The organism is Aeromonas bivalvium, assembly GCF_046078285.1.
Lineage (GTDB): Bacteria > Pseudomonadota > Gammaproteobacteria > Enterobacterales > Aeromonadaceae > Aeromonas > Aeromonas bivalvium.
This window is the reverse complement of sequence record NZ_JBGXBV010000003.1, coordinates 42104-64141: the sequence shown is the minus strand read 5'-3', so window position 1 is coordinate 64141 and position 22038 is coordinate 42104. Positions and strand designations below refer to the sequence as shown.

Genomic DNA, 22038 nt, shown 5'->3' with positions numbered 1-22038 from the left:
CTCACAGGCATCATCATGGCGTCACGCCATCGAAGGCTTCCGCCACCAGGGTGCGGCTGACGGCAAAGTCCGGGCTGGCGCTCCCCTGCGCTGCTGTACCACAGGAGCCCAGGCTGGTGAGCCGGTAGGTGATGCTGGTCTCGCCATCTCGCTGGGTCTGGATCTCGCTGCAGCTCACCGCCACCTGGCACCCCTGCAGACCGGGCTCGTCAAATGCCCGGGACGCAGCCACATTGGTGCAGGCGGCGGGCAACTCGGCGCCACTGCGATTGGGAAACAGCTGATAGAGGGCGATTTCCAGCCCGCTCTGGGCCGCCATCAGGGCCCGCACCCCGCGTACCTCCACCGTGTTCTTCTCGCCGCTGTCCACCAGGAAACGCCCCATGGCAGCCGCCAGCAGGGCCATGATGACGATGACGAAGAGGGCGACCATGATGGCGCTGCCGCCCTGGGGCGCCATGGCGCGGGGAGAGTCAGGGGACATTGAGCAGCTCCAGCTTGTGATTGAACAGCACCCGCTCGCCGCTGCGCTCAAATTCCAGCCGCACGCCCACCTCGCTCTGGTTGAAGGCCGCCGGCTCCCGGTAGAAATAATGGGAGGCGGGACGGATATGCTCCGCCATCAGCTGTGTGGTTTCGCCGCTGGTCAGGCTTTCGCCGAGGGGCTTGGCCATTTGCCAGAGGCTTCCCCCTCTCACGCAATAGAGCACCTGCTGGTTGGCAAAGTAGACGCGCCGGCCCGGTGAGTCCTGGGTGAAGGCACCATCCACCGTCAGCGACAGGGCCCCCGATGCCGGGCTGCCCACATCGGTCACGGCCGCCACGCATTGGCCATAGAGACACCCCTGTTCCAGGGGGAGAGCCGGGCTGGCCAGGGGATAGACGATGGCCAGGTCCCTGTCCTGTTCAGGCAGCACCTGCGGCGTCACCATGGTGAGCCCGGCGCTGACCGCCGAGCCCAGATAACGGCTGGCGGTGGCGATGGGCCAGAAGCGCAGGCAAGTGCCTTGATCCCCCGACATGCCAGCATCATCTTCCACCCGTACCGAACCCGGCACGGCGTCCCGCAACTCGCGATTGAGCCGCTCCATGGCGAAGCGGGCATCGCTCATCAGCTGCTCCCGGCGGCTGGCATCCCCGTAAATCTGGGTGCCGATGCCGATAAACTGGCTGGAAAACGTCGCCATGACCCCGAGCAGCAGGATCACCATCACCAGCTCCACCAGGGTGAAACCCGTTGCAACGCGCATCAGTAGTTCCCCCGATAGAGGGTGAAATCCACTTCGCTGCCATCCGGCAGCCGCACCGTCAGCGCCACCCGCTTGCCGATGGACTCGGCACCCAGGCCAGGGCTCCCGAACAGGGTGTCAGGGGTCACCGCTATCTTCACCTGATAGCGGCGATACTCCTGGTCGCTGACACCGGCCCCGGTCTGGGTAAACAGACTGGCATCCCGCCACTGCCCGCCGGTGTCGAAATCGTCCACGTCGTTATAGGCATAAGGAGCTGGCTCACCATCAGGGCCATAAAAGGTTGCTTGCCAGCCTGCAATAGCTGGCTCTGGTGGTTTTTGGTTACAAGAGGGCGTGTTGCGAGGACAGCTGCAATCACCATAAAACTGCCCGCTCACCGTCTCCCCGCAGCGATAGCGGCCGCCATTGTGATCCGAGTGTTCATCGAAGGATTTTTGCAATATCTCGCCAAGCAGTCGCTGGGCCAGCTGGGCGGCGCGCACCTGCTGCACCGGATCCACCGACTGGGGAGCCTGACTGATCAGCAGGCCGAGGATGCCGGTCAGCGCCACCGACAGCAGCACTATGCCGACAACAAGCTCTATCAGGGTAAAGCCGCAGGCGCGCTTAAGGGAGGGCATGGATATACCCCTCGGCCTCGATGCGCAGCAGGACTGACTCCCCCCCTCCGCTCACAGTCAGCTCGCAGCCGGCGGTGCAGGTCCCCAAGGGACGGCCACTGCGTTTATCGAAACTGAGTGATGTCTCGGGTGAGAGGACAATAGTGCCGGAAGCCTGCACCAGGCGGCCCCGCTCTCGCTGATTGGTAGTCCAGTTGTCGATCGGGCTGGCACTGCAGATGCCCACCTGGGTGAGGTGAGCGAAGCGGTTCGCCTCCAGCACCAACTGGGTGCAGCGTTCTGCGCCTTCGTTCATGTTGATGGTCTGCACCAGCCGCAGCCGCGCCACCAGCTCATCGCTCACGGTATGGATTTCAAAGCCGCCTTTGCCCAGCCATTTGGGCACGGCAAAGGCGGCCAGAATCCCGAGCAGCAGGATCACGATGACCAGTTCAATCAGGGTGAAACCTCTGCGCATTGCTCTCTCTCGTAGAAAAGAAAGGCGAGGCTTTTGGCCTCGCCTGACGCTATCAGTTACAGCCCGCCAGGGTGGTGGACGCGGCGGATGTTTCTGATGCTTCGGTGTAGTTCACGGTGCACTTGGAGCTGCTGGTCGAGAAGACGTAAGCGCTGCCGGACACTTGACCACTCCAGGAACCGTCAATGGTGACGGCATTCTTGATGCCTGCATCGGTTGCGGCCGGGTAGCCGTATACGACATCGATGCTGGTGCCGTCGCTGCTGTCGATCGAGCCGGAAGCCTCGCGCTCGATGCCTTCCAGTGCCGCCTTGCTGTAGACCAGCTGAGCCGAGCTGCTCACTGCGGCCTGTACCCCTTGGGCCGCGGCTTCCTTGGCATCATCCTGCAGATTCAGGAACTTGGGCGCGGCGGTGACCGCCAGAATGCCCAGGATGATGATCACGATCACCAGTTCGATCAGGGTAAAACCCGCCTGCTTTTTCATTACATTTTCCTCGATTTATCAATTGATATTGGTGGTTACCTGACCGGAGGCCGGCCGGTAGCTGAAACTCATGAACGCGTCCGTGCTCCCCTGCGGGTTCTGGTACTGTCCATCACTACCCTTACTCAGACTATTGACCAGGTAGTAGCGACAGACGGAGTCGAGGCCGTTACTGGATACGGTGGCATAGTATTTCAGGTCATTACCACTACCGCGCACCTCATCGAAGCTGGCGGTAGCCTTGGGGGGATTTTGCAGCAACCCATCCCAAATTCGCAGACAGCGCTGGGCCGTCAGATTGGCCGGGTCGACGTCGGTCGCCCCGCTCCCCGTCTCCATGGGGTAGCCGGGAGAGAGTTCGCCATTGGCTACCTGGCTATCCGTGGGGGTGGTCAGGTAGAAGCGGGTACCGTCGTAGAGCACGGTATTGCGCCCATCCTGCTTGGCTCGCCCCTCGGCCTCCCACTGGGCTCGCACTAGGGAGACCGCAGTGGCATAGCCACCTGAAACCCCTTCCACGCTCGCCTTCTTCGCCTCGTCGGTGACATCGAGAAAGCGCGGCAAGGCGGTCGCCGCCAGTATCCCCAGGATGACGATGACGATCACCAGCTCGATCAGCGAGAAACCCGCAGCCCCGCGGGGCAGGCTCCGGCCTGTGGTGGACTCTCTGGGCATGTGATGTGTCATGGCTCCTCCATAAGAAGCGGTATTATTTCATGTAGATATAAAAAAAGCATGTGACCCGGGCCCGATCCCGCGTCGCTCACCGCTCGGCCGACCCATCACGCCAGGGCACCAGGGTCCCATCGCCGAAGCGATAGTGCAGCCAGTGGCCCTCAAGCCCGATGAGGCAACCATCCAGGCGAGCGCGAAACTGCAACGCCAGCCCCCCTGGCGCTACCTCCCCCATGATGCCCTGCCACAGGTTGCGGCAGTCGGCAGATGGCGTGGTCAGCGGCGCCATCCCCAGGGGCCAGCCCCGCTCGTCAAACTGCCAGCCCAGCCCCTGGGCATGGAGCAGGGGCGGCCTGCGCTCGTCGAGCCAGAGGCCATGGAGGCGCTGCACCCGCTCGGCAAACTGCTGTCCCAGCAGGGTCAGCTTGGTGCCGATGGCCTGCTCGCGCTGGGTGTGATAGCCAGTCCCCAGGGTGGCCAGGATCACCAGCAACACCAGGATGGCGACCACCAGGCGGTAACCCGCCAGCCAGCGGACATCCTGCTCCCCTTGGCGGCTCACCGGCCCCCCCGCAGCGTGCTCATCCTGTCCCGCCCCATGGCAAGAGGGTGAAGAGGCTCTGCCCTGTCGTGGCTCGCCGGCCACCCCGCAGCGCACTCATCATGTCCCGCCATGGCAAGAGGGTGAAGAGGCTCTGCCCTGTCGTGGCTCACCGGCCACCCCGCAGCGCGCTCATCCTGTCCCGCCCCATGGCAAGAGGATGAATATCGTGGCTCACCGGCCACCCCTTACCGCGCTCATCATGTCCCACATGGGGGTGAAGATGCCCAGTGCCAGCACCAGCACCATGATCGCCACTATGCCGATCAGGATGGGTTCGATGCGGGCGGTGAGGCTCTTGAGGTCGTAATCCACCTCCCGCTCGTAATACTGGGCCGCCTCGTGCAGCAACTCGTCCACCTGGCCCGTCTCTTCCCCCACCGCGATCATCTGCATCACCAGGGGGGTAAAGAGGGTGCTGGCACCGGCGGTGCGCTGCAGGCTCTCGCCGCGCTCGATGCCGCCACGCATCTCGCGGATCCGCTCCGCCATGAAGGCATTGTCCACCGCATCGGCCACCAGTGTCAGTGCCTGATTGAGGGGGACCCCAGCCCTGAGCATCATGGAGAAGCTGCGGGCGAAGCGGGCCAGCAGGGAGCGATTGATGATGGAGCCGACGATGGGCAGCCCCAGCTGCCATCTGTGCCAGCACAGCTGGCCGCCCGGGGTGCGCACCCAGTAGCGCCAGCCCAGCACGCCCCCCAGCAGCCCGGCCAGCAGCAACCACCAGTAGTGAACGAAGAAGTGGGAGGTGGCCAGCAGGATCCGGGTGGCCAGGGGCAGTTCCACGCCGAACTTGGCGAACATGTTGGCGAAGACGGGGATCACCATGATGTTGAGGATCACCATGGCAATGCCGATGGCGACCATCACGAAGCTGGGGTAGCGCATGGCGGCCTTGATCCGCTTGCGGGTTTCCAGCTCCAGATCGAAGTAGTTGGCCAGCTGCAGGAAGGCCTCCTCCAGCTGACCCGTGTTCTCCCCCACATGGATGATGGCGACGAACAGGCTGCTGAACACCTTGGGGTGGCTCTGCATGGCACTCGACAGCGGCCGACCATTGCCCAGATCCTCCCCCAGCTGGTGCAAGGCCCGCTTGAGGGGCTTGCTGTGGGCGCTCTCCTCCAGCCCGGCGATGGCGCGCAGTATGGGCACGCCGGCCCGGGTCAGGGCATACATCTGGCGGCTGAACACCACCAGTTCCTCCAGCGGCACCCTGGCCTCGAACAGGCGGGACAAGTTGATCTCCCCCCCGCCGCTGCGGCGCTCCCTCAGCTCGGTGGGCATGATGCCACGGCGCATCAGGCTGTCGGCGGCAGCCAGTTCGCTCGCCGCCTCCAGCACGCCGCTGACCGCCTTGCCGAGCTTGTCGCGTCCCTTGTATGCGAAATTGGCCATGGCTTAACCCAGATCCTCGGCCAGACGCAGCACCTCATCCACCGAGGTGATGCCGCGGCGGGCATAGTCGAGGGCGGTCAGGGCCAGGGGACGGTAGTGGGGATGCTGGCGCGCCGCCCTGGCGAAGCCTTCGGCATCATTGCGGCGCAGGGCATCCATCATCCCCTGATCCAGCTCCAGCAGCTCGTACACCCCGACCCGGCCGCGATAGCCGGTGAAGTTGCAGCTCTGGCAGCCGCGCCCCTTGTGATAGCTGTACTGGCCAGACGCCTCGCCCGAGAGGGCGGTGAGCCAGCTCACCTGCCCCTCGTCCGGCGCCCGGGTCTCGCGGCAGTGCTCGCACACCCGCCGCACCAGCCGCTGGGCCACCACGGCGCGCAGGGCACTGGCCACCAGATAGCCTGGCGCCCCCATGTCGATGAGGCGCAGGGCGCTGGTGATGGCATCGTTGGTGTGCAGGGTGGTGAGCACCAGGTGCCCCGTGATGGCACCGCGCAGGCCTATCTCCACCGTCTCGTTGTCCCGCATCTCCCCCACCAGCAGTATGTCCGGATCCTGACGCAGGGTGGAGCGCAGCACCTGGGAGAAGGTGAGCCCTATCTTGGGGTTGACCTGCACCTGGTTGATGCGGGGCAAGCGGTACTCTACCGGGTCTTCTACCGTGATGATCTTCTGGCTCGCCTCGTTCAGCTCTGACAGGGCGCCGTAGAGGGTGGTGGTCTTGCCGCTGCCGGTCGGCCCCGTCACCAGTATCATGCCGTGGGGCCGTTTGAGCTGGCGGCGAAAACGCGTGAGGATCTCGGGGGGCATCCCCGTCTCCTCGAGGGAGAGGATGCCGGCGCTCTGATCCAGCAGTCGCATCACCACGGACTCCCCATGCTGCACCGGCATGGTGGACAGTCGCACGTCCACGTCGCGCCCGCGCACCTTCATGGCGAAGCGGCCATCCTGGGGCAGCCGCTTCTCTGAGATGTCGAGCCCGGCCACCAGTTTCAGGCGCAGGACCAGGGCCTGGGCGATGCGCACCTCGTTGAGGAGATTCTCGTGCAGCACGCCGTCGATGCGCTGGCGGATGCGCAGCACCTTCTCGTCGGGCTCGATATGGATGTCCGAGGCGCCGACCTGCACCGCGTCCTCGAACAGGGAGCGCAGCAGCTTGGCCACGGTCGCCTCCCCCTCGTTGCCCCCCTCCAGGTTGCTGGATCCCAGTTCGAAGCCGGCATCCTGATACTCCTCGTGCAGCTGCTCGGCGAAGCTCTCTATCTCGCGGGTACGGCGATAGAGGCGGTCGAAATAGTCGAGCAACTGGCCCTCACGGGCCACAGCGAGGCGCATCTCCCGCGGCCGCAGCAGGTTGGCGATGGCATCCAGTGCGCTCAAGTCGGCGGGGTCCGACATGGCCACCGTCACCTCGTGCTCGTTCTGGTTGACCGCCAGGGCGCGATAGCGACGGGCCTGCACCTCGGGCAAGAGGGCGACCGCCTTGCCGTCTATGGTGAGGTTGTTGAGGTCGAAAAAGGGCACCCCGAGCTGACGGGCCAGGAATTGCAGCAGTTGCACCTCGCTGATGAAGCCCAGATCGATGAGGGTGGTACCCAGCTTGCGACCGGTCTGACGCTGCTGTTGCAAGGCGAGTTGCAGCTGATCGTCCGTGACGATCTGCTCTTGCACCAGCAGATCGCCCAGGCGCATCTTCAGTCTCGGTTGTGCCATGAAAACTCCGTGTTGTGAGCCGGCGCCCCGGCGCCGACCCGCTCAAATCGATGACTGCGGCCAATGGCCGCGATCAGGCATGCACCTTGTTCAGGGCCCCAGCTGCGCCAGACGCTGGCCGAGCCAGGCCTGGGAGGCTTCTCCCAGGTTGCCGTGCAACTGGGCATTGCGATAGGCATCCCGGGCGCGCTCGCCATGGCCCTGGCCATCCTCGGCGATCCCCAGCCCTAGCCACCAGCGCCCCTGATCCGGTTGCACCCGCAGCAGCCGGACATAGAGCTCGGCCGCCTCGGCATTCTGCCCCAGCTCCTGGCTCAGGCCGGCCCAGGTCGCGTAATAGTCGAGGTTGCTGGCCAGGGGGGGCCGAGCGCCACCGAGCCAGGCGAGAGCCCCTCGCTTGTCCTCTTCAGCCAGGGCCAGACGGGCCCGCAACAGGCGAAAATCGGCCTGATCCGGCTGGCGACGAATGCCCTCCTCCAGCAGGGCGCTCGCCTCGGCGAGGCGACCCTGGCCATAGAGCAGGCCCGCCAGCTGCTGCCTGGCCTGTTCGTTGTCCGGCGTCTGGCGAAGCAGGGCGCTGAACTGGGCCTCGGCTTCGCTCAGCTCCCCCTTGACCAGGGCCGCGTTGGCCTTGCGTTCGCTCAACACCGCGAACTCGGCCGGGCTCAGCTCCACCGTCTCTATCTTGAGGGAAGGGGCGCGGCGTGGCGCAGGTTCGGGCGCCGCCTCGACGGCGAGCTCGGCATGGAGATCCGGCTGCAACTCGGCATCGCTCGGCTCTCCATCCTGCCACTGGGGCTCATCCATCTCGTCGAGATCCGCCCCCTCGTCTGTCTGTGCCTGCGCCAGAGGATCGGGACTGGCCTCACGCGCCCAGGTCGTCGCCGCTGCCTGGGTCGAGGCGTCAGCAGACAGGCCAGGCGCTGGCTGCGCCTCTGCCGGTGGCAGTGGGATTTGCGGCGCCAGCTCGGATACGGACGAACCTGGCAAGGGGGCCTGTTCACTGGGCAATGACACCGGAGGGAGGACGACAGCCTTCAGATGGCTCCTCTCCTGCTGCTGTTGCCAATAGAGCCAGCTGCGCCAGCTCAGGATGCCGAGGGCCAGGCCGCAGATCAGGGTGAGCAGCAGCATCCACCAGCCCTGGCCCCGGGCGGGCGCCACATAGACGGCGGCGGGCTCGCCACTGCCCTGACGGCGCTCGAGATCGGTCAGCATCTTGTTGATCACACTCACCACCAGACTCCTGCCCGTTGCATGAAAAATAGGGGTTCACTCATTCGGTTCATGGCCAGATCCCGTAGAGCAGGGCGGCTGCCAGACCCAGTACCAACGCCAGCCAGCGCCCTCGCCAGGGACGGCTGGCATCCTCGGTATCCCGGATGGCGAGCCACACCTGGGCGGGCAGGATGCGCCGCACCCCTTCGCCGTAACCCACCATCAGGCTCTTCTGGGCCAGCACATTGATGAGGCGGGGGATGCCGCGGGAGGCGCGCCACAGCAGGCGCTGGGCCGCCCTCGACCAGAGGGGGGCACCGCGATAGCCGGAGACGTGCAGCCTGTGCTCCAGATAGGCCCGCGCCTCATCCTGGCGCAGGGGACGCAGGGCATAGGAGAAGCCGATGCGTTGACGCAGCTGGCGCAAGTGGGGCTGGGCGAGGCGCCCGTCCAGCTCGGGCTGGCCGAACAGCACCACCTGCAGCAACTTGCTCGCCTCCGTCTCCAGATTGCCAAACAGGCGGATGGCCTCCAGGGTTTCGTCCGGCAGGGCCTGGGCCTCGTCGAGCAGCACCACCACCCGACAGCCCTGCTGGTGCAGGCCGATGAGGTGGCGATGGATCCGATCCGTGATGTCCAACTCGCTCCCTTCCTGCACCGCGAGCCCCAGCTCCAGGGCCAGGGCGATGCGCAGCTCCGCCGGGGTGAGGTGGGGGTTGGGCAGCCAGGCGAGTCGCACCGGCTGTTGTTCGGAGCCAATTTCGGCCAGCAGCTTGCGGCAGAGCAGGGTCTTGCCCGTGCCCACCTCGCCGGTCACCTTGATAAAGCCCTCCCCCTGGCCCAGGGCCCAGTGCAGCACCTGCAGCGCCTCCTCATGGGGGGGCAGCCCGTAGTAGAACCCCGTGTTCGGGGTGAGGGCGAAGGGGGGCTCCTGCAGACCGAAATGGCTCAGGTACATGGCGCCCCCCTGCCGGGCAGGGGCGACGGGACGCACGGCGTCACCACTCACCGATCCCGGGCTGGGTACCATTTGTCCAGCAACTCGGAGGAGCGTTGCAGCTCTTTTTGCCAGGTGTCCCTGGCCACCACGGTCGGCTTGAGCAGGATCACCAGCTCCACCTTGCGGTTGCTCTCGCTGCGGTTGGTGAAGGCCTCGCCGACCCAGGGGATGTCGCCGAGCAGGGGCACCTTGCTCACTATCTCCTGCTTCTTGGTCTCCATCAGGCCGCCGATGACGATGATGTCGCCGTCGTTGGCCTGCACCACGGTATCGGACTCGCGGATCGAGCTCTTGGCCAGGGGCAGCACTAGGGGGTTGGCGGTGCCGACGCTGATGGTCTTCTGCTGCTCCTGGGTGTCGATGACAGAGGGGTGTATGTGCAGCAAGACCCTGTCCTGTTCGTCGATCTGCGGGGTCACGTCCAGGGCGATGCCCGAGAAGAAGGGGGTCAGCTCCACGTTCGGGTAGACCTGATCCTGGTTGCTGCTGCTGGTGATGGTGGTGGAGGCGTCGGTGACGAAGTATTCGTCCGTGCCGACCTTGATCACCGCCTTCTGGTTGTTGGTGGCCGTCACCCTGGGGCTCGACAGGGTATTCACGTCCCCCTGGGTCTTGAGCAGGTTGACCGCCACATCGAAGTTGCCGTCCGAGATGGTGAAGCCGGCGCCGCCGCCCAGGGCCTTGAAGATGGTGTTGGTGCTGGCGGCGACCGTGTTGCCCACCAGGCTGCCGATGCCGGTGACCCCCTTGCTGCCACCGTCCCAGGTCGCGGAGAGGCCGTTCCAGTCCACCCCCTGCTCATAGCCCTCGTTCAGGGCCACCTCCAGGATGCGGGCCTCCAGCACCACCTGGCGCTTGAGGTGCGACTCGGACTGGTTGAGGAACTCCCGCACCGCCTTGAGCTCCTTGGGATAGGCGCGCAGGGTGACCAGGCCCGCCTGGGGACTGGTGATCACGGCCCGCCCCTCCCCCTTGCCGATCAGGGTCTGCAGGGATTCCTTGAGATCGGTCCAGTAGTCGGTGTTGGTGTCCGTCTCTATCTGGGTGCCGTTCTGCTGGCCACTGCTGGAAGAAGAGCTGTTGTTGAAGCCGTTGCCGTTCAGGCTGGTCTGGCTGTCGTTGTTGAAATTGTTGTTGCTGCCGCTGTTGGGGTCATTGGCGGTCACCCCCCCTGTGCTGATGGCGGTACGGGACTGGCCGCGACGCGCCATCATCAGGTAGTTGACCGGTATGGTCTCGGTGCGCAGCCCGGCCGGATAGATGTGATAGACCGGGCCCTTGCGCTGCACGTCGAAGCCATACATATCTGCCACCACGGACAGCACCTCGGGCAGGGTCACATCCTTGAGCTCGAGGGAGATGAGCCCGGCGACCCCGGGATGGACCGCCACGCTGTAGCGGGATCCCTTGAACAGGGAACCGAAGAAATCCACCGCCTCCACGTCATGGGCGGCGATGCGCAGCCGCTTCTCCGGCACCGCTGCGGGCAGGGCGGGACGATTGAGGGCCAGCAGCTCGTTTTGCACCGAGCTTGGCACCGTCAGCGCCTGGGCCTGGGCGTTGCGCTGCTGTTCGAGACGGGCGTCGAGCAGCGCCTCCTTGGCCGAAGTCGGTTCCGGATGACGATAACTGGTACAGCCAGCGGCCAGCACGGCGAGGGAGATCACACAGAGTCGATGTCTTTTCATGAAATGAGAATGCCCTGACTGAGAATTCGAAGTGGCGCGCGGCGCCGACATGGTGAGGGGTCGGCTCATCGCAGGATACCGCCGGCAAACAGCGCCAGCCGCAGGCGCTTGCCACCCTTGTCCAGCAGCACGGCGTCGGCGTCTATTCCCACCAGCCGATAGCCGTTGATGCTGTCCCCTATCCGGTAGCTCTGGCCGTCGAGCACGGCCCGGGCGGGCCCGTTGCCCAGCATGATGCTCTGCAACCTGGGCAGGCCGCGGCCCTGGCTGGCGCTCCCCTGTCCCGCTGGCGCCTCCAGGGGCTGAGTCGGATCCCTCAGCACCTCCGCCTGGACGACAGGCGATAACAACAAAATAAATATCAGCAACTTAACCACGAATAAACTCCCGACTGGTGCTCAAGGTGTATATCTCCATCTCCACCTGTGCGCCGGGGTGAGCCTGCACCCGATAGTCGAACAGCCGCCAGTAGAAGTGGCGCGGCAAGGCTTCCAGCGCCTTGAGATACTGATACACATCGAAATAGTTTCCCTCCAGCCGCAGGCGGATCCCGTGCTTGAACAGGTTGCTGCTCTGCTCCCCCGCCATCAGGGGAGTGGGGGCTATGCTGGTCAGGGCCACCATGTGCAGGCGGGAAGATCCCGCCAGCAGGCTCTCCAGCACGGCGGCCATCTCGTTGGCCGGGATCAGATCCACCGTCTGGGCCTTGAGCTCGCCATCGAGGCGCGCCAGCTGCCCATCGAGCTCGGCTAGCTGGCGGCGCACCCCGAGGTTGGGATCCCGGTTGAGCCTGGCCTGCTTGCCCTGGTTCTCGAGCCCCATGATCTCCAGGTCCCGCTGGGCGGTGACCAGGGCCTGCCTGTCTTGCTCCAGGCGCAGCTGGGCCCCTTCCAGCCAGCCGTAATAGAGGACGGCGAACAGCAGGATGAGGCCGGTCAGCAGGATCAACACCCGCTCGCGCTGGCTCAGGGCGGCCACCCGATCGCCATATGCTTGCCAATGGGCTCTCATCAGGGGGTCTCCCGCGCGATACCGCTCAACTGAAACTGCAGCCGCCCCGCCGGGTCGCGGCTCAGGGTCAGCTCACCAAACTCTTTTCCCGCCAGGGTCGGCATCTGCTTGAAGCGATTGACCCAGGCCGGCACGTCCTGGCTGCTGCGCGCCACCCCGGCCAGATTGATGCGCCCCTCGTTGACCTCGATCCGCTCCAGGGCCAGCCTGTCGTTGGCCAGCCGGGCCAGATCCGACATGATGCCGGCATAGCCCTGGGACTTTTGCAAAGAGAGGCTGCCAAGCTGGCTCATCAGGCCCTGCTTGGCACTCAGTTCGTCCCGCTTCTGGGCCAGCTGGCGCTGGAGCACCGGATCGGCCTGATGACGGGCCAGGGCCGCGTCCAGGCGCTTGGCCTCGCCCCGCTGCACATCCAGGGCCAGCCGCACCTGGGCCAGCTCACGGCCGACCCCCTGCTGCTGCCAGAGCGTCCAGCCCCCCAGCCCGACCAGCAGCAGGGTCAGCAGACCCCAGGCCAGCACCATCTGGGGCAGGCCGGCCCACTGGCGGCGTGGGTGAAACTCGGGACCGTAGAGGTTAAGGGTGCGTTTCATCACGACCTGGCTCATGAGGGGTCTCCCAGGGCGGCGCCGTCATAGACGGACAGGTACGCGACCCCATAGCAGAGGTTGACGCTCTTTTGCACGACCCGGCTCATGAGGGGTCTCCCAGGGCGGCGCCGTAAGCTGGCAGGTATTCGACCCCGGCCAGCACCGCCTTGTTGGCCATGGCGGACACCGGCAAGGCGAAGGTCTGCTCCATGTGGCGCACCAGGGTGCCGATGAAGGGCGAGGCGATGGCGAGCTGCAAGGCACCGGGCTCGGGCAGCTTGAGCTGACCGGTCAGGTAATCGAGGGAGCGCTGGATCTCCAGCATCAGGCTGTCGAGCTGCATGGGTGTCGGCTCCTGCTCGCCGGTCAGGGCGGCGAATCCGCGCAGCTGGCGCGAGAAGCAGAGTCCCCCCTGGTGGAATACCAGCAGCTGCAGATCCTGGCCTCTGGCTTGCCACAGCAGCATGCGCACCCGGCTGTCCCGCTCCTGAAGAGAGGTGAGCGCCAGCTCGTCATGCTGTATCGTCTCCAGCCGCGCCACGGCGTTGACGGCATCGGCCACCAGCCGGATCCGGCTCTTGGGCACACAGATCACATTGATGCGCGCCTGGCCGGCCGGCGGCGTCGGCAGATCCACATAGTCCATCGCCAGTTGCATTATCGGCTCGCTGACGTAATCCTTGACGGCCCAGGGCAGGGCCCCGGCCATTTCGGCCTCGGGCACGGCGGGCTTGTCGATCTGGACCTGCTGGCAGAGCGAGGCGGCCAGGGCGACCCGCACCCGGGACTTGGCCAGGCCATGGCGCGAAAACAGCTCGGCGATGGCGACGGGCCACTCCTGCTGGCTATTGACGCTGCGGGTCGCGAAGATGGGGGGATCCTGCAGGGCGGCCAGCATGACCCTGTCCTGGGCCAGCAGCAACCCGACCCGGCTCCCCTTGGGCTTTGCGGAGAAGAAGGCTGTCATCGTGATAGATACCTGGCCGCTGAAAACGGATTAAACCTTAACATATACAGTGAATTAGCCTCTATATAAATGACGAACGACCAAGGCAGACTGCCCTCGCCGCTGCACGCCATCCATCACCCCCTGCTGGACCAGTACGGGGTCAGCCTCTGGTGCAAGCGCGATGATCTGATCCACCCCCGCCTCTCGGGCAACAAGTGGCGCAAGCTCAAGTACCAGCTGGTGCAGGCCAGGGCAGAGGGCAAGCGCCGTCTGGTCTCGTTTGGCGGCGCCTACTCCAACCATATTCACGCCCTGGCGGCGGCTGGGCGCCAATCAGGGCTACACACGACCGGTATCATACGTGGTGAGCCCGCCGCCGTCAGCAATCCCACCCTGACCGATGCCAGAAGCTGGGGCATGGAGCTCATTTTCGTGGATCGCCAGAGCTACCGCCGTCGCCAGGATCCCCACTGGCTGGCCCAGTTCCAGGGGCCGGACACCCTGCTGATCCCGGAAGGGGGCAGCGCCCCCCTGGCCCTGCCCGGGGTCGCCGAACTGGTGGACGAGATGCCCTTCTCCCCGGATCTCTGGGTGCTGCCCTGCGCCAGCGGCGGCACCCTGGCCGGGCTCGTCTCGGGCAGACGGGAGGGCCAGCGGATCCTCGCCATCGCCGTGCTCAAGGGGGCCGACTTCATCCGTGACGAGGTGTGCCGCCTCCATCCCGCCGCCGCCCTTGATCCTCACTGGCGCATCGCCCTCGACCACCATGATGGCGGCTACGCCAAGTTCAGCCCGGCGCTCTGGCACTGGGTGCAGCAGTTCAGCGCCGAGACGGGCCTGCCGCTGGAGCCCATCTACAGCGGCAAGGCGATGTGGGGCCTGTTTCGCGAGCTGGCGGCCGGGCGCATCCCCAGAGGCAGCCGCATCGTCTTCCTTCACACCGGCGGCCTGCAGGGGCTGGCCGGGCTCAGGGAGCAGGGGCGGATCTGATCCCTCAGGGGCGGGCCATGGGCTCTGGCTCGCTGAACCAGGGCCCCTGGCCGCCATAGACCCCCAGGTGGCGCAGCATCTTCCACTCCTCCTGGCTCTCCACCCCCACGGCGATCACCCTGGCCTGGGTATTGGCACAGCCACCCACCAGGCTGCGCACCGCCATCTGGTTGACCTGACGACTCTGGATCTCCCGCACCAGGCTGGGGTGCAGCCGCAGGAAGTTGATCTCGAACTCCTTGATGTACTGGGTGCTGACCACGTCCTGACCCGCATGGTCGATGGCCAGCTGGCAGCCCAGCATGCGCAGGGAGCGCAGCGGCCGCTTGAGAGCCTCGTAGTGGCGGGTCACCTGGGCCTCGGAGAGCTGCAGCACCAGGCGCTCGTTGGTCCTGCGCGGCAGCTGGAACAGGGCGAAGAAGAGCCAGCGCTGGAACTCGCGATTGAGCAGGCTCTGGGCGCAGAGGTTGAGGGTGATGGGGGGGCTCGTCTCGTCGCCCCCCCGCAGCAGCAGCAGGGTCTGCTCCGTCACCAGCCGATCCAGGGGCAGCAGCAGCCCCGTCTTCTCGGCCATGGGAATATAGACCCCCGCCTGCAGGGGCCGCCCCTGCTCGTCCAGGATCCGGGTCACTATGTCCTGCTGGACGACAGGCGCCCCCTGATCCTGCTGCACCCCCTGGCGATAGAAGTCGATGCCCCTCTCCTCCAGCCGACGGCTGAGCAGGCTGCGCCAGCGCACCGTGCCCTTGCTGCTCGGCTCCAGGCTGAGGCGCTTCTCGTAGAGGAACCAGCCGCTGTGGCCCTGCAGGCGGGCGCTCTTGAGGGCCAGCTCCGCCTCCTCCTGCACCTTGAGCAGGCTGTCGTTGGCCTGGTAGCAGACGGCGCCGATGAACACGGCTGTCTCCGGGTTGACCCCCTGGGGCCAATGCAGCCGTTGCAGGCTCTTGAGCAGCTGGCCAGCCCCGTCCACCATCTCGCTCTCCGCCATGTTGGGCAGCAGCACGGCAAAGGCCTGACCGCCGTAGCGGGCCTGCAGGGCGCCGTTGTGCTTGCGCACGAAGGTGCCGATGGAGGCGCTCGCCTCCTGCAACAACTCCCGTACCTGGCGGGCATCCTCCTCGAAGTCGAACTCCTCCAGGCAGGCCAGCTCGATGAGCAGCACACCGCCGCTCATCACGTTCGCCTCCATGATGGCGCTCTCCAGCCTATTGTCGAAGAAGAGGCGGTTGCCTATGCCTATGTCCTTGTCGACAAAGGCATTGCTTCGGATGAAGTTGTCAAAGCGGCTGCGCTCCTTGCGGGCATCGGCCAGTTCGGCAAGCAGCTTGTCGAGGGCACCGCTGGCGGAGACGGGCCACTCCTCGGCCGGATCGTGGGCCAGCTTGGCCAGCTTGCCATCCAGGATCAGCTGGCCGCGCAGGGCCAGCAGCTCGGCCCCCCTCAGCTGCAACCGCAGCCAGCGAATGGAGTACCAGAGCCCGAACACCACGATGAGGATGCCAAGGGAGATGCCGGACATGGCCTGGATCGAATATTCGAACTCCTTGAAGGGGCGCTCGAGCTTGAAGTCGGCCACCAGGCCGGGCTGGCGGGAGAGCTGACGCTGATAGGGGATCAGCAGGCTCTCGTCCTCCTGATACTGGACGTCGCGAAACCAGTAGATGCGCTGCTTGCCCTGATGGACCTCCAGCTCGACCACCCGGGCCGAGCGCAGCAGGGTCGGCAGCCAGCGGGTGAGATCCCTGTGGTCATCGGCCACCTCCAGCTGCTTGTCGAGCACCTCCACCAGGGAGCTGACCTTGTTCTGTTGCAGCTCGAAGCCGAGCTGGCGAAAACTGAATACTCCCCCCAGCAGCACCATGGTCATGGCCGCTATCACGCACAGGGTGATGAAGGAGACGAGTTGTGTGGTGAGTTTCATGGGCCTTCCGTATGCACCAACGTCCGTGTTGACTCATGGTAACAGCCGGACCCATGGCCGCCTATGGACGGGGATCCCACTGCTGAGATTAAGGGGCGCGAGCATAATCAATCGCGGCATGAATACCAAGGCGATTGGGGATGACCGGATGGGGGAAGGCACAAAGAAAAATGGTCCCGCAGAGGGGACCAAAACACTCATATCAAAACTAACACTCTGTGCTACTGACAAAACATACAGATACAGGAGTATTGAACACACGGTGAGTCAAACCGCACGGCTACTCTACCCAGTTCAGATAAGCTGGACAATTGTCATTTCTGACAGGTCAGCGATTGAATCTCGAACAAACCATCAAATAAAATTAATGTTTATCAAAAGGTTATTGCATCGTGCTTAAAACGCGATCAGGCTCATTCAAATTGATACAGCTAATCTTTATGATGGTTAAATCTCAATCGAGTCACCTTTTTCCCGACAGAAGGTTCCCCCATGTCAAGACAGACGCCGTTATGGATTTCCCTGGGGCTCTTCTGTACGCCTCCCCTGCTGCTCTTGCTGCTCGGGCCCCTGCTCACCAAGCCCCTGACCCACCATCTGCTCAAGGCAAAGGAAGAGGAGCTGCTCGCCTATCAAGCGGAGCGCAGTCAACTGCTCAGCCATGACCTCCTCGCCCAGCTGTCCCGTTTCAAGTTCGATTGCGGGCCACAGGACATGGCGCTGCTGCGATCCCCCGACTATTACAACCGCCACATTCGCTTCGCCGCCCTGCAACCGGCCAAGGGTCAGGGGTGTTCTACCCTGGGCCCCCAGTGGCCCTTCGTGCCCGAGGTCAAGTTATCCCCCTCTGCCGATTTTCAGCTCACCAGCACAGCCCCCAGGTTCGATACCGAGCGAGAGATGCTTGTCTATGCGCGGCGCAATGACAATCTGGCCTACTGGGTGCTCGACAGCAGCTGGAGCCACGAGCTGTTGAGAACCCCCTGCAAGGGGTGCTTCTACCTGGAGTTCAACCACAAGGATCCCGCCCTGGCCGGCCTCTTCTTCCCCCGGGGCAACAAGCAGATCCGGGCAGAATCCAGCCCGATCAGCACTGTCTATTTCGACAACCAGCATCAGGTGGAGCAGACCCTGCTGGCCGGTCAGGCCCTGCGCCAATACGCCGCCAGCCAGATCCGCCGCTATGGCCTGCCCATCAGCCTCTTGCTGGGGCTGGGGTTGGTGCTGACTTACTGGCTGCTGCGCAACTACCGCAACTCCCTGGATGGCCTGCTGCGGCTCGCCATGCAGCGGGGGGAGTTCATCCCCTTCTACCAGCCCATCGTCGACAGCCGCAGCCACGAGGTGGTGGGGCACGAGGCCCTGATCCGCTGGCGGCGCAATGACAGCTTCGTGCCCCCCGGCGCCTTCATCGACTACGTGGAGCGCCAGGGGCTGATCGTGCCCATCACAGAGCAGCTGGTGCGCCAGGTGGTGGCCGATCTCGAGCAACTGCCGCCGCCCCAGTGGGTCAGCGTCAACCTGGTCGCCGCCCACGTCGAGCACAGCTACCTGGACGAGATGCTGCAACGGCTGCGCTGGCCGGACCCCGACCGCCTCACCTTCGAGCTGACCGAACGCATCCCCATCACGGACATGCAGCGGGCGGCCCGCGAGATGGCCAACCTGGGCCTGCGGGGTTATCACTTCAAGATCGATGACTTTGGCACCGGCTACGGCGGCTTCGCCTACCTGCAACGGCTCGGGATCCGCCGCATCAAGATAGACAAGATGTTCGTCGACACCATAGGCACCCAGGATCTCAAGCGCAGCGTGCTCGACGCCATCATCGCCTTCGGCCGCGAATCAGGGATGGAGATGATAGCGGAGGGGGTCGAGAGCCAGGATCAGATAGACTACCTGGCCGAGCGGGGCGTCTACCTGATCCAGGGTTATGCCTTCGCCCGGCCCATGCCCATCGCCGAGCTGCTCCACTGGCAGCCGCCAGTGAAGGCGACGGCGGCGATGCACGCCAGCGGGGCCTGACGGCCCCGGGCTCTCACTCGCAGATGAGGTTCTTGCCGAGGGCCTTGGCGCGATAGAGGGCGCCATCGCCCCGGTTGAGCAGCTGATGGGAGCCCTCCCCCGCCAGATACTCCGCCAGCCCCAGGCTCAGGGTGATGGGCAGGGGCGAGTCGAGCCCCACCTCGGCGATATGGGCCCGGATCTTCTCCGCCACCCGGCGCGCCTCCGCCAGATGGGTGCCTGGCAGGATCAGGATGAACTCGTCGCCGCCCCAGCGGGCTAGGGTGTCTATCTCCCTCAGCTGCCCCTTCACCTGGTTCGCCAGGGCGATCAGGGTCAGATCCCCGGCGCCATGGCCATACAAGTCGTTGATCTGTTTGAACTCATCTATGTCGAGGGTCACTATGCTCAGGGGCTGGTTGAACCGCTTTGCCCGCTCGCACTCGTGGCGCAGGGTCTGCTCCAGCCGATAGCGATTGGCGACCTGGGTCAGGGCATCGGTCTCCGCCAGGCGGCGGTTCTCCTCCACCTGATGCAACAGCGCCTCGTTGGCATGGCGCAGCTCCTGGGTACACTCCTCCACCAGCAGGGAGAGGGACTTGTTGGTGGACTCCAGGGTTTCGAAATAGAGCCGCTTGTCGTGGATGTTGCGATGGGCCCCTATCATGCGGGCTGGGGTCCCGTCCTGATGGCGGGCCACGATATGGCCGCTGTCCTCGATCCACAGATAGTCGCCGCCACTGGTACGGCAGCGATACTCGATGCGGTAATGGGGACTACGACCGGCCAGGTAATCGTCGAAGTGGGTCATGACCCGGCCCAGATCTTCCGGGTGGATGAGGGATTCCCAGGTGAGCACGTCGTTGTCCAGACTGTGGGGCTCATACCCCAGCATGCGATACCAACCGGCGTTGCGATAGACGTAACCCGAGTCGACGTGCCAATCCCAGATACCGTCGCTGACCAGATCTATGATGGTTTGCACCACCTCGTCGCAGAGGTCGGGCAGCAGCGGATCCCTCTGTCGATAGCTCTCCTCATTCATGATGCCATCCTTGCTCACACTCATGGGGCGATTTGCTGGGATCAAGTGTAGGGGCTGGCACCGGAAAAAGAGGGGAGCCAGCGCCCATATTGCGCAGCCTGTCGCGGGTTATGATGCGCTTGAATCTCAATCCTCCCGGGGGATCCAGAGGATAGGGCGCCATTCGGGCGGAAAGGAGGGGCCCGATCAGGCCCCCTTGGGAGAAGGGTCAGTCGGAGAGATAGTATTCCACCGTGGAAACCACCCGCACCTTCTTGATATAGGGGGTGCTGGAGTCGCGATTCTCCACCGTGAACTGGCCCTGGTTCGCGGTGCGGATCTTGCCGAGCCGACTGGCGGAATCCTTGGCAAACTTGTCGGCCACCTCCCGCGCCGAGCGGGTCGCCTCCTCCACCATCTGCGGCTTGAGCTCGTTGAGGCGGGTGAAGATGAACTCGGTCTGCTGATAATCCTGACCGGCGAAGGCGATGCCCTGCTGGCCCAGCTCGGCGATGCCGTTCATCAGCTGGCGCACCCTGTCCACCTGGCCGGAGCGCACCGTGATGGTCTGGGCCGCCGTGTAGCGAAACGCGCTCGCCTCGGCGCCGCCATAGGGCTGGGCCAGCTTGTCGGTGACGGCGGGAGGCGCTATCAGTATCTCCTCCTCGGCCACGCCGTTGAGCTTGAGATAGGCCAGAATGGCGGCCGCGCTCTTGCCCATCTCGCCATAGAGGCCGGGCAGCTCGTTGCTGGCGCCGGAAAAACGGATGGGCCAGACCACGACATCGGCCTGCACCTCCTTCTCAGACAACCCCTTCACCGACACCCGCCGCTCATACTCCTTGGCCTTGAGCAGGCTGTTGCCGCCGATCCAGGCCATGCCCAGCAGCCCGACCAGCAGCAGGCTGCCGAGGGCGAGGGACGATTTCACGCTCTGTTCCATAACAAACTCCCCATCAGGTGGTGTCTTGTGACCAGCCGTTCCTTAGTTGTATCAGAAGTTGTACCAGAACCCGGTCCCCCCGCCAGCCCGGGCGCCCACTCCTTGGGCGAAGGCGAGGAAAAGTGGCGTCATACGCGACATATTGCGGCGGCAGAAAGGCGGGTAGGAGATAAAGCGGCGCCGGGGAGATGATCGCCAGCCATGCCGATTCGATTGACGGCAAAAGCAGTCAGCCACCTAGGTTCGATTAGCGAAGCGTCATCGGACAGCGGTAACGGCATTGCTCCCTTCTCCCGTTTATTAAAAAAGGAGGAGAAGGGCTGGGGATAAGGGGCAGGAAAAAAGAGATTACGCGGTAAACGTTGGGCTTAACTACGCTCAGCCACAACCTACACAATCGGTAGGTTGGTGCCGAGCCTGCGAAGCCCAAAATACGAGATGAAATAAATGTGTTATCTGTCGAATCAATATGTACATGTGGTTAGTGAGTCCAGTAACTTTCTGCGAGATATGAAAACTACATCTGTTAACTTACGTAAGTACCCACCGAACTCCATATCGACATCATCAATTCCCGGCCAAAAAAAAGGAACCTTTTCATTTCTCAAGCTTTCAATAAACATGATGTGAGTTAGTGCCAAGACTATTCTAGGGAAGTTTGATGGCTCATTAAAATTATTCTTTAAAAGATGTACAATCAGATGCCTATTAAAATCATTCATTTTCCCATCAGCCTGACTTGACTTGTATAATACCAAGGAAAAGAAAATTCTGAATGCATTTATTACATCACATTGTGGGTTAACATGTGTTAAAAAATCTATTTCTACTTCACTGTTATAGCCCTTCCCTGGATGCCAGTCATATTTAGACATTTGTTTTCGACCGTGATTTAATATTAGTTGCTTAAGGCCTTTCTCAAAACCTACAGCACTGACATTGTTTACACCTTGATTGAGAATACTAACTTGAATATTCCTTAATCCAGCTTCAAAAACAGGAAAAAGAGACATTATCGCTATATGGTCTAATCCCATATGATAGGCCTCAATAGCCTCAAGTATTATTGTCTTATAATCGGTCAATGAGTCGCTTACAGAAAAATACTTATTGAAATATGTTGCAAACACCTCTGGGGTAAAGTTTTCATGCAACCATTTACTGGACGATTTATGCGGGTCATCTGATTTATTTATACGGCCTATATCACTTACGATCTCGCCTTCTCCAAGAAATAATGGTACGGGTATAGATAAACTCAACATACGTTGTTGGAGTGACGTCACTCTTCCCCATCGCTTGTTCATATATGATATAGGGCGTTCTGTTACATAATACAATCCTTCATCGGTTTGAATATTAAACCCAGCTCGAGTTAAACTATCTCTCGATACCTCAACATCAGTAAAATCCCGCTTCTTGAATGTTAATTTAATCTGTTCTTCTGTCAGTTTAGGACTTCGACAAAGAGCTTTTAAGGTTTTCTCATACTTCAT

22 protein-coding genes are annotated in these 22038 nt (G+C 63.2%); 2 read left to right on the top strand and 20 right to left on the bottom strand.

Features of this window, described 5'->3' with window-relative positions; translation table 11 throughout:
* Positions 1 to 13: 13 nt before the first annotated feature.
* The 16 genes from ACEUCR_RS09725 to ACEUCR_RS09650 all read right to left on the bottom strand — a co-directional run bounded on the left by ACEUCR_RS09725 (position 14) and on the right by ACEUCR_RS09650 (position 13678).
* Positions 14 to 484: an MSHA biogenesis protein MshP gene (locus ACEUCR_RS09725; protein WP_408789784.1), complete on the bottom strand. Its 471-nt coding sequence runs from the start codon at positions 482 to 484 to the stop codon at positions 14 to 16.
* Complete coding sequence (locus ACEUCR_RS09720) at positions 474 to 1250, bottom strand: PilW family protein (RefSeq protein ID WP_408789781.1); 777 nt, start codon at positions 1248 to 1250, stop codon at positions 474 to 476. Before ACEUCR_RS09720 ends, ACEUCR_RS09725 begins: the two co-directional genes overlap by 11 nt.
* Complete coding sequence (locus ACEUCR_RS09715) at positions 1250 to 1873, bottom strand: type IV pilus modification PilV family protein (RefSeq protein ID WP_408789778.1); 624 nt, start codon at positions 1871 to 1873, stop codon at positions 1250 to 1252. Before ACEUCR_RS09715 ends, ACEUCR_RS09720 begins: the two co-directional genes overlap by 1 nt.
* On the bottom strand, positions 1860 to 2330 hold the full coding sequence (locus ACEUCR_RS09710) for a pilus assembly FimT family protein (protein WP_408789775.1): 471 nt from the start codon (positions 2328 to 2330) through the stop codon (positions 1860 to 1862). Before ACEUCR_RS09710 ends, ACEUCR_RS09715 begins: the two co-directional genes overlap by 14 nt.
* A gap of 52 nt (positions 2331 to 2382) precedes the next feature.
* Positions 2383 to 2817, bottom strand: a complete 435-nt coding sequence (locus ACEUCR_RS09705) for a prepilin-type N-terminal cleavage/methylation domain-containing protein (protein ID WP_408789772.1) — start codon at positions 2815 to 2817, stop codon at positions 2383 to 2385.
* Positions 2818 to 2835: 18 nt separating this feature from the next.
* Entirely contained in the window at positions 2836 to 3504 is a 669-nt protein-coding gene (locus ACEUCR_RS09700; RefSeq protein WP_408789769.1) for a type II secretion system protein, read from the bottom strand.
* 76 nt (positions 3505 to 3580) lie between these two features.
* On the bottom strand, positions 3581 to 4054 hold the full coding sequence (locus tag ACEUCR_RS09695) for a hypothetical protein (RefSeq protein WP_408789767.1): 474 nt from the start codon (positions 4052 to 4054) through the stop codon (positions 3581 to 3583).
* Between the two features lie 213 nt (positions 4055 to 4267).
* Entirely contained in the window at positions 4268 to 5491 is a 1224-nt protein-coding gene (locus ACEUCR_RS09690) for a type II secretion system F family protein (RefSeq protein WP_408789765.1), read from the bottom strand.
* A gap of 3 nt (positions 5492 to 5494) precedes the next feature.
* The gene (mshE, locus tag ACEUCR_RS09685; protein ID WP_408789762.1) at positions 5495 to 7204 is read right to left on the bottom strand and encodes an MSHA fimbrial ATPase MshE; all 1710 of its coding nucleotides are present in this window, start codon (positions 7202 to 7204) and stop codon (positions 5495 to 5497) included.
* Between the two features lie 90 nt (positions 7205 to 7294).
* Positions 7295 to 8440, bottom strand: coding sequence for a tetratricopeptide repeat protein (locus tag ACEUCR_RS09680; RefSeq protein ID WP_408789759.1), 1146 nt, complete (start codon positions 8438 to 8440; stop codon positions 7295 to 7297).
* Positions 8441 to 8489: 49 nt separating this feature from the next.
* Positions 8490 to 9380 (bottom strand): ExeA family protein, encoded by an 891-nt coding sequence (locus tag ACEUCR_RS09675; RefSeq protein WP_408789756.1) that lies wholly within the window; start codon positions 9378 to 9380, stop codon positions 8490 to 8492.
* Between the two features lie 47 nt (positions 9381 to 9427).
* Entirely contained in the window at positions 9428 to 11110 is a 1683-nt protein-coding gene (mshL, locus tag ACEUCR_RS09670) for a pilus (MSHA type) biogenesis protein MshL (RefSeq protein ID WP_042001216.1), read from the bottom strand.
* Positions 11111 to 11175: 65 nt separating this feature from the next.
* The gene (locus ACEUCR_RS09665; protein WP_042001219.1) at positions 11176 to 11487 is read right to left on the bottom strand and encodes a SctD/MshK family protein; all 312 of its coding nucleotides are present in this window, start codon (positions 11485 to 11487) and stop codon (positions 11176 to 11178) included.
* A complete protein-coding gene (locus ACEUCR_RS09660) occupies positions 11480 to 12121 on the bottom strand; it encodes an MSHA biogenesis protein MshJ (protein WP_392441667.1) in 642 nt (213 codons plus the stop codon). The genes ACEUCR_RS09665 and ACEUCR_RS09660 overlap by 8 nt, the downstream gene beginning before the upstream one ends.
* Positions 12121 to 12714, bottom strand: coding sequence for a PilN domain-containing protein (locus ACEUCR_RS09655; protein WP_408789752.1), 594 nt, complete (start codon positions 12712 to 12714; stop codon positions 12121 to 12123). The genes ACEUCR_RS09660 and ACEUCR_RS09655 overlap by 1 nt, the downstream gene beginning before the upstream one ends.
* Positions 12715 to 12814: 100 nt before the next feature.
* Entirely contained in the window at positions 12815 to 13678 is an 864-nt protein-coding gene (locus ACEUCR_RS09650; protein ID WP_408789749.1) for an MSHA biogenesis protein MshI, read from the bottom strand.
* A 69-nt stretch (positions 13679 to 13747) separates the two neighbouring features.
* On the opposite strand from ACEUCR_RS09650, the gene ACEUCR_RS09645 reads away from it, so the two are divergent.
* Positions 13748 to 14650 (top strand): 1-aminocyclopropane-1-carboxylate deaminase/D-cysteine desulfhydrase, encoded by a 903-nt coding sequence (locus ACEUCR_RS09645; protein ID WP_408789746.1) that lies wholly within the window; start codon positions 13748 to 13750, stop codon positions 14648 to 14650.
* A 4-nt stretch (positions 14651 to 14654) separates the two neighbouring features.
* Here ACEUCR_RS09645 and ACEUCR_RS09640 read toward each other — a convergent pair whose 3' ends face one another.
* Positions 14655 to 16571 (bottom strand): EAL domain-containing protein, encoded by a 1917-nt coding sequence (locus ACEUCR_RS09640; RefSeq protein ID WP_042001227.1) that lies wholly within the window; start codon positions 16569 to 16571, stop codon positions 14655 to 14657.
* 492 nt (positions 16572 to 17063) lie between these two features.
* On the opposite strand from ACEUCR_RS09640, the gene ACEUCR_RS09635 reads away from it, so the two are divergent.
* Entirely contained in the window at positions 17064 to 18596 is a 1533-nt protein-coding gene (locus ACEUCR_RS09635; protein WP_408789743.1) for an EAL domain-containing protein, read from the top strand.
* A gap of 13 nt (positions 18597 to 18609) precedes the next feature.
* Here the strand turns inward: ACEUCR_RS09635 and ACEUCR_RS09630 are convergent, their stop codons facing one another.
* From ACEUCR_RS09630 to ACEUCR_RS09620, 3 genes are all read right to left on the bottom strand, one after another.
* The gene (locus ACEUCR_RS09630; protein WP_408789740.1) at positions 18610 to 19620 is read right to left on the bottom strand and encodes a sensor domain-containing diguanylate cyclase; all 1011 of its coding nucleotides are present in this window, start codon (positions 19618 to 19620) and stop codon (positions 18610 to 18612) included.
* A gap of 208 nt (positions 19621 to 19828) precedes the next feature.
* Positions 19829 to 20542 carry an SIMPL domain-containing protein gene (locus ACEUCR_RS09625; RefSeq protein WP_111873919.1) on the bottom strand — a complete coding sequence of 238 codons (714 nt, stop codon included), beginning with the start codon at positions 20540 to 20542 and terminating at the stop codon, positions 19829 to 19831.
* 464 nt (positions 20543 to 21006) lie between these two features.
* Positions 21007 to 22038, bottom strand: coding sequence for a hypothetical protein (locus ACEUCR_RS09620; protein WP_408789738.1), 1032 nt, complete (start codon positions 22036 to 22038; stop codon positions 21007 to 21009).